The sequence below is a fragment of the Dokdonella sp. genome (assembly GCF_035511235.1).
Taxonomy (GTDB): Bacteria; Pseudomonadota; Gammaproteobacteria; order Xanthomonadales; family Rhodanobacteraceae; genus Dokdonella.
In genome coordinates, this window is sequence record NZ_DATKFQ010000025.1 from 247,404 (window position 1) to 254,794 (window position 7,391).

Here is a 7,391-nt window from a genome sequence, read left to right on the forward strand (position 1 = left end):
CACGCCCCCAGGACGCACGTCATGAGCCTTGAAGTCAAAGTTCCGGTCCTTCCCGAATCCGTGTCCGACGCGACGATCGCGACTTGGCACAAGAAGCCCGGCGACGCCGTCAAGCGCGACGAGAACCTCGTCGACCTGGAGACCGACAAGGTCGTCCTGGAAGTGCCGGCCACCGCCGACGGCGTGCTCAAGGAAATCCTCAAGCAGACCGGCGAGACCGTGACCAGCGGCGAGGTGCTCGGCATCGTGATCGAGGGCGCCGCCGCCGAACCGGCCAAGGCCGCCCCGGCCGAGGCGCCGGCCAAGAGCGAACCCAAGGCCGAGGCCGCCAAGTCCGCCGCACCGGCCAAGTCCGCACCCGCCAAGGGCGTCGACGAGCTGTCGCCGGCCGGCCGCCGCGTCGCGACCGAGGAGAACATCGATCCGGCCCAGGTCGCCGGCACCGGCCGCGACGGCCGCGTCACCAAGGAAGACCTGGTCAACCACGCCAAGGCGCCGGCCGCGCCCGCGGCGTCCGCACCGGCCGCCGCGCCGGGCGCGCGTCCGGAAGAGCGCGTGCCGATGACGCGCATGCGCGCCAAGATCGCCGAGCGCCTGATGCTGTCGAAGAATTCGATCGCGATGCTGACCTCGTTCAACGAGATCAACCTCGCCAAGGTCGGCGCGCTGCGCAAGGAGCTCGGCGAGCAGTTCGAGAAGACCAACGGCGTCAAGCTCGGCTACATGAGCTTCTTCGTCAAGGCCGCCGCCGAAGCGCTCAAGCGCCATCCGATCGTCAACGCGTCGGTCGACGGCAACGACGTCATCTATCACGGCTACCAGGACATCTCCATCGCCGTGTCGACCGACAAGGGCCTGGTCACGCCGGTGCTGCGCGACGCGCAGAACATGAGCTTCGCCGACGTCGAGAAGGCGATCATCGGCTACGCCAAGAAGGCGCGCGAAGGCGGCCTGACGCTGGACGATCTGCAGGGCGGCACGTTCACGATCACCAACGGCGGCACGTTCGGCTCGCTGTTCTCCACGCCGATCGTCAATCCGCCGCAGAGCGCGATCCTCGGCATGCACGCGATCAAGGAGCGCGCGATCGTCGAGAACGGCCAGGTGGTCGCCGCGCCGATGATGTACGTCGCGATCAGCTACGACCACCGCATCATCGACGGCAAGGACGCGGTGCTGTTCCTGGTCGACATCAAGAACCAGCTCGAGAACCCGCACCGCATGCTGGTCGGCATCTGACCGGACCGCCGCGACGGCACCGCGTACGCGGTGCCGTCGCCGGCCGCGGGGCGAGGCCCCGCACCTCGCCCCCGCGCCATCACGCCGCTCGCCGGTCCCTGAGCGGACCGGCCTCCAGAGGAAATGCCATGAGCGAACAATTCGACGTCATCGTCATCGGTGCCGGCCCGGCCGGCTACCACGCCGCGATCCGCGCGGCCCAGCTCGGCCTGTCGGTCGCCTGCATCGACGACTTCATCGGCAAGGACGGCAAGCCCGCGCTCGGCGGCACCTGCCTCAACGTCGGCTGCATCCCGTCCAAGGCCCTGCTCGACTCGTCCAAGCAGTTCCACAACCTGACCCACGCCTTCGAGGTCCACGGCATCACCGCCAAGGACGCGGCGATCGACGTGACCAAGATGGTCGGCCGCAAGGACAAGATCGTCAAACAGTTCACCGGCGGCGTCGCGATGCTGTTCAAGGCGAACAAGATCAAGCCGTTCGCCGGCAAGGGCCGCCTGCTCGAGAACCGCCAGGTCCAGATCACCGCGGCCGACGGCAACACGCAGACGCTGACCGGCACCAATGTCGTGATCGCGACCGGCTCGGCACCGATCGAGCTGCCGTTCGCGAAGTTCGACGGCGAACACATCGTCGACAATGCCGGCGCGCTCGATTTCAAGGCGACGCCCAAGCGGCTCGGCGTGATCGGCGCCGGCGTGATCGGCCTGGAGCTCGGCAGCGTCTGGAGCCGCCTCGGCAGCGAGGTCACGGTGCTCGAGGCGATGCCGGACTTCCTGGCTGCCGCCGACGCCGAGGTCGCCAAGGTCGCGCTGAAGGAACTGACCAAGCAGGGCCTCAAGATCGAGCTCGGCGCCAAGCTGTCGAAGGCCGAAATCAAGGGCAAGGAGGTCCATCTGACCTATGCCGGCAAGGACGGCGAGAAGCAGCTGGTCGTCGACAAGCTGCTGGTCGCGGTCGGCCGTCGCGCGTACACCGACGGCGTGATCGGCGAGAACACCGGCGTCAAGCTCGACGAGCGTGGCCGCGTCGTCGTCGACGAGCACTGCTGGACCGGTGCGGAAGGCGTCTGGGCGGTCGGCGACTGCGTGCGCGGCCCGATGCTCGCGCACAAGGGTTTCGAGGAAGGCATCATGGTCGCCGAGCTGATCGCCGGCAAGGCCGGCCACGTCGATCTCGACACCGTGCCGTGGGTCATCTACACCGAGCCGGAAGTGGCCTGGGTCGGCAAGACCGAAAAGCAGCTCAAGGAAGAAGGCGTGCCGTACAAGACCGGCAGCTTCCCGTTCGCGGCGATCGGCCGCGCGGTCGCGATGAACGAGCCGGCCGGCTTCGTCAAGATGATCGCGCATGCCGAGACCGACCGCATCCTCGGCGTGCACCTGGTCGGCGCCAACGTCTCCGAGCTGGTCGCCGAATGCGTCGTCGCGATGGAGTTCAAGGGCAGCGCCGAGGACATGGCGCGGATCATCCATGCCCATCCGACGCTGTCCGAAGCGGTCCACGAGGCCGCGCTCGCGGTCGACAAGCGCGCGATCCACAAGGCCAACTGATCGATCGGGCCGCCGGCGCTGCCGGCGGCCGCGGATGCACCGACGGGCGCGGCGCGAGCCGCGCCCGTCTTCGTTTCTACGGCGCGGCCGGCGCGCTCGAAGCGGCCTGCGGACCGATGTTGCGGTCGAGGAACGCGAGCAGCTTGGTGTAGAGCTCCTCCTGGTTCTCGGCCAGGTAGAAGCCGTGGCCTTCGTTGTCCTTGACCAGCCACTCGTAGCTGTAGCCGCGCGCGTCGAGCGCCTTGCGCAAGGCCTGCGCCTGTGCGATCGGCACACGCCGATCGCGGCCGCCGTGCACGATCATGACCGCGGCCTTGAGCTTGTCAACGTTGGCGACCGGCGAGCGCTGCCGCATCTCGTCACGGTTCTCGCCAACGGTCAGGCGCACAGTATTGAGGTCGTACAGGTTATCGGTCAGATCGCCGCGGTCGAGCATCATCGGCAGGTCGTAGACGCCGACGTAGCCGATCGTGCAGCGATACAGGTCCGGCTCGCGGATCGCACCCATCAGCGCCGCATAGCCACCGTAGCTGGCGCCATACAGGCAGATGCGCTTCGGGTCGGCATAACCTTCGGCGATCGCCCATTTCGTCGCGTCGGTGACATCGTCCTGCATCTTGACGCCCCACTGCCGATAGCCGCTGGTCGTGAAATCGTGACCATAGCCGCCCGATCCGCGGAAGTTGACCTGCAGCACCGCATAGCCGCGGCTGGCCAGCAGCTGCACTTCCGGACTGAATTCCCATATGTCACGCACGGTGTGCGGTCCGCCGTGCGGATTGACGATCAGCGGCAGATTCTTGCCGCTGCCACCCTTGGGCAGCGTCAGATATCCATTGAGCTCGACGCCGTCGCGCGCCTTCAACGCAATCGGCCGGACCTCGGCCATCGCATCGGGCTCGATCCAGCGGCGGCGGCTGACCAGATAGTCGGCCTTCTTGTTCTCGAGATCGAAGAAATAGAAATCGCCCGGATTGACGTCGCTGTCGACCTCGACCACGCGGTAGCGACCGTCGCGCGTGAAGCTCGTGAACCGCGCGGTCTGCCCCGGAAAGCTGCTCGCCAGGGCACGGGTCATCTTACCCTCCGGGATCTGCGCATCGAAGACCTCGATACCGGTCTTGCCCTCCAGCGTCGCCACCGCATAGGCATCCTTACCATCGGCCGTTGGGAGCAGCAAGCCAGGATCGGCCTTACCGCGATAGACCAGGGTCTTCTCGCGTGTGTCGAGGTTGATCTTGTACAGGCCGAACGGCTGGCCCGGCTCGGACACCTCGGCGTACAGGTGGCGGTTGTCGCGCGCGAAGCGCAGCGGCTGGATCACGACACCGGAAACGACTGAGTCGTTGAATACGGTCCAGTCGGTGCCCTTTCCGGCCCGGACGTAGAACACCAGATTGTTCTGCTTGCCCATGGCGTACGCCGCACGCAGCTCATTGTCACCGTCGAGGATCAGCGAGGCGCCCGGCGCAGGTCCCTTACCGACGATCTTCGAGGTGCCGGTGTAGATGTCGAGCTGCTCGAGCGTCGGAACGGCCGGTTCGCCCTCCTTCCACTCGTGCACCTCGACCAGGATGCGCTTGTCCTTGTCGGGCGTGTGATTGAGCACATAGGCGCTCGCATAGCGCTGGTCACCGCCCTTGCGGATCCGCGAGCCGACCTCCTCGCCGACGCTGCGATAGCCGAAGATCTGCTTGGGGTTCTTGCCGTCGGCGTCGACCGCGAACAGCTCGCCGGTCGGCACCGGCTTGTCGCGTCCGCCGAACTTCTGCGCGACCGTCGCGATCACGCGCGTATCGTTGGCCCACCAGAAGCCGCCGATCATGTTGCTGCCGCCGGCCCGGATCGAGCCGGTCGGCTTCATCGACTCGCGGTCGATCACGATCAGCATCGTGGTGCCGTCCTCGACCGGCACCGTCATCGCCAGATGCTGACCGGTCGGCGACAGCTGAATGTCCTGCACCTCCGCACGCTTGACGAAGTCGGCGATCGGAATGGGCGGCGGAGCGGTATCGGCGGCGGCGAAGCCGGCCGACAGGAACAAGGCGCATAGCGCGGCGTGAAGACGCATCGAGAACGATTCCCCCTGGCATGGGCGCGAGAGGCGCTCTCCCGCGCTGGCCGTCATTACACCCGGAGCGCCGCCCCAAGACAATCCCGCCGCCGGATCGCGACACCGTTGCTGACAATGCACGGCGCGCCCACCGCGGCGATGGCACGCCGGCGTCGCCCGCGGCCGGCGGGACGACGCGCCTACCGGCCGGCCAGCGCGCGCGAGGCCTTCGGCGTGCGGAACAGCAGCGGTTGCGCGGGCGGCCGGCCATCGTCGGTGATCTGGGCGCGCGCGATCGCCGCGTCGACCTGCGCGCGATCGGGCGAGCGCGTGCAGACCGGATCGGCCGCAGCCGGATCGCCGGCCAGCAGATAGGCCTGGCAGCGGCAGCCGCCGAGATCCTGGGTCTTCTCGGGGCAGCTGCGGCACGGCTCGCGCATCCAGTCGTCGCCGCGATAGCGGTTGAAGCCCTCCGAGTCGTACCAGATCTCGCGCAGACCGGTGTCGCGCACGTTCGGAAACGCCAGTCCCGGCAGCATGCGCGCGGTATGACACGGCAGTGCGGTGCCGTCCGGCGTCACGGTCAGGAATACCGCGCCCCAGCCGTTCATGCAGCGCTTCGGACGCGACTCGTAGTAGTCGGGCACGACGTGATAGATCCGCGGCGCATCCGCGCGCCGCCGCCAGTCCGCGACCACCGCCTCGGCACGCTCCAGCTGCGCGCGCGACGGCAGCAGGTGGTCGCGGTTGAGATGCGCCCAGGCGTAATACTGGGCATTGGCCAGTTCCAGATACTCGGCACCGAGTTCGGCCGCCATCGCGATGATGCGGTCGACGTGATCGATGTTGAGCCGGTGCACGACGACGTTGAGCACCATCGGATAGCCGTGCCGCTTGATCGACGCGGCGACGGTGCGCTTGAGGTCGAAGGTGCGCGTCGAGGACAGGAAGTCGTTGACCTCGCGCGTGGAGTCCTGGAACGAGAGCTGGATGTGGTCCAGGCCGCTCTCGCGCAGCGCGGCCATGCGACGCTCGTCCAGGCCGATGCCGGAGGTCAGCAGATTGGTGTAGTAGCCGAGGCGATGCGCCTCGGCTACGAGCGTCTCCAGATCGTCGCGCAGCATCGGCTCGCCGCCGGAGAAGCCGCACTGCACCGCGCCGAGCGCGCGCGCCTCGCGCAGCACGCGCAGCCAGTCCTCGGTCGGCAGCTCGGCACCGTCGGCGAAGCCGAGCGGGTTGTAGCAGAACGCGCAGTGCAGCGGGCAGCGGTAGGTCAGCTCCGCGAGCAGCCACAGCGGCGGTCCCGGCGCATTCATGCGGACTCGATCCAGCGCTGCGCACGCGCATGCTCGAGGAACTGCGCGACGTCGGCTGCGAGGCCGCTGGTCGCGAACGCCGCCTCGAGCTCGGCGACGATCGCCGCCACGCTGCGCGTGCCGTCGCAGCGCCGGAGGATCTCGGCCGCGCTGCGATTGAGCTGCACCATGCCCTCCGGATACAGCAGCACGTGACAATCCTGCACCGGCTCCCACTGCAGGCGGTAGTGCCGCACGATGCGCGGCATCGGTCCGGACGCGCCGCTCATTCGGCCACCCCGTAGCGTGTCGCCATCGCGTCGTTCATCGCCCACAGCACGTCGAGCTTGAAGCGCAGCACGGCCAATGCGCGGTGCTGCTGCTCGGCGCTGCGGAAATGGTCGAGCGTGATCGCGAGGCCCTCCTCGACGTCGCGCCCGGCCTGGCCGATCCGGTTGCGGAAGTACTGCAGCCCGTCCGGGTCGATCCATCGGTAGTGCTCTGGCCAGTGGGCCAGGCGCTGGCGATGGATCGCCGGTGCGAACAACTCGGTCAGCGACGCGCAGACCGCCTCCTGCCACGGCCGCCGCCGCGCGAAGTCGACGTAGGCGTCGACCGCGAAGCGCACGCCCGGCACCACGTGGCGCTGGTCCTCCACTTCCTCGCGGCGCAGGCCGACCGCCTCGGCCAGACGCAGCCAGGCTTCGATGCCGCCGGCCTCGTGGCCGTGGCCGTCGTGATCGAGGATGCGGCGGATCCAGGCGCGGCGCACCGCACGGTCCGGACAGTTCGACACGATCGCGGCGTCCTTGAGCGGAATCGTCGCCTGATACGCGTAGCGGTTGGCGACCCAGCCGCGGATCTGCTCGACGCTGGCGCGGCCGCCGTTGAGCATCCGGTTGAACGGATGGTGGATGTGATACGCCGCGCCTTCCGCGCGCAGCCGCTCCTCGAACTCGGTTCTCGACCATGGCGCCGGTGGCGGCGCTACGGCGACGGCGGCGGTGCTCACCATTGCAGCTCCTGGCCGTCCTCGGCAACCTCGATGCCGTGACGCGCGAGCTCGGCGCGTTCGGCACTGTCCTCGTCGAGGATCGGATTGGTGTTGTTGACGTGGATCAGCACGCGCCGGGTCGCCGCCGGCAGGCGGTCGAGCCAGGCGATCATGCCGTCCGGACCCGACTGCGGCAGATGGCCGATGTCGCGTGCGCGCTTGCGCGAGAGGCCGAGCGCGATCATTTCCTCGTCGTG

The 7,391-nt window shown here is 68.3% G+C and carries 6 protein-coding genes and 1 pseudogene; 2 read left to right on the forward strand and 5 right to left on the reverse strand.

Annotation, left to right across the window (positions count from 1 at the left end):
- Positions 1–21: 21 nt before the first annotated feature.
- Both odhB and lpdA read left to right on the forward strand, forming a co-directional pair.
- Positions 22–1,239, forward strand: coding sequence for a 2-oxoglutarate dehydrogenase complex dihydrolipoyllysine-residue succinyltransferase (odhB, locus tag VMR06_RS11890; protein ID WP_325376560.1), 1,218 nt, complete (start codon positions 22–24; stop codon positions 1,237–1,239).
- A 128-nt stretch (positions 1,240–1,367) separates the two neighbouring features.
- On the forward strand, positions 1,368–2,792 hold the full coding sequence (gene lpdA / locus VMR06_RS11895; RefSeq protein WP_325376561.1) for a dihydrolipoyl dehydrogenase: 1,425 nt from the start codon (positions 1,368–1,370) through the stop codon (positions 2,790–2,792).
- Positions 2,793–2,868: 76 nt separating this feature from the next.
- On the opposite strand, the gene VMR06_RS11900 is transcribed toward lpdA, so the two are convergent.
- The 5 genes and pseudogenes from VMR06_RS11900 to VMR06_RS11920 all read right to left on the reverse strand — a co-directional run.
- Positions 2,869–4,863 (reverse strand): S9 family peptidase, encoded by a 1,995-nt coding sequence (locus VMR06_RS11900; protein ID WP_325376563.1) that lies wholly within the window; start codon positions 4,861–4,863, stop codon positions 2,869–2,871.
- 182 nt (positions 4,864–5,045) lie between these two features.
- A complete protein-coding gene (pqqE, locus tag VMR06_RS11905; RefSeq protein WP_325376565.1) occupies positions 5,046–6,161 on the reverse strand; it encodes a pyrroloquinoline quinone biosynthesis protein PqqE in 1,116 nt (371 codons plus the stop codon).
- On the reverse strand, positions 6,158–6,430 hold the full coding sequence (gene pqqD / locus VMR06_RS11910; protein WP_325376567.1) for a pyrroloquinoline quinone biosynthesis peptide chaperone PqqD: 273 nt from the start codon (positions 6,428–6,430) through the stop codon (positions 6,158–6,160). The genes pqqE and pqqD overlap by 4 nt, the downstream gene beginning before the upstream one ends.
- Positions 6,427–7,152, reverse strand: a complete 726-nt coding sequence (gene pqqC, locus VMR06_RS11915) for a pyrroloquinoline-quinone synthase PqqC (protein WP_325376568.1) — start codon at positions 7,150–7,152, stop codon at positions 6,427–6,429. Before pqqC ends, pqqD begins: the two co-directional genes overlap by 4 nt.
- A pseudogene (locus VMR06_RS11920) lies at positions 7,149–7,391 on the reverse strand (pyrroloquinoline quinone biosynthesis protein B); the annotation flags it as partial. The gene pqqC and the pseudogene VMR06_RS11920, both read right to left, overlap by 4 nt.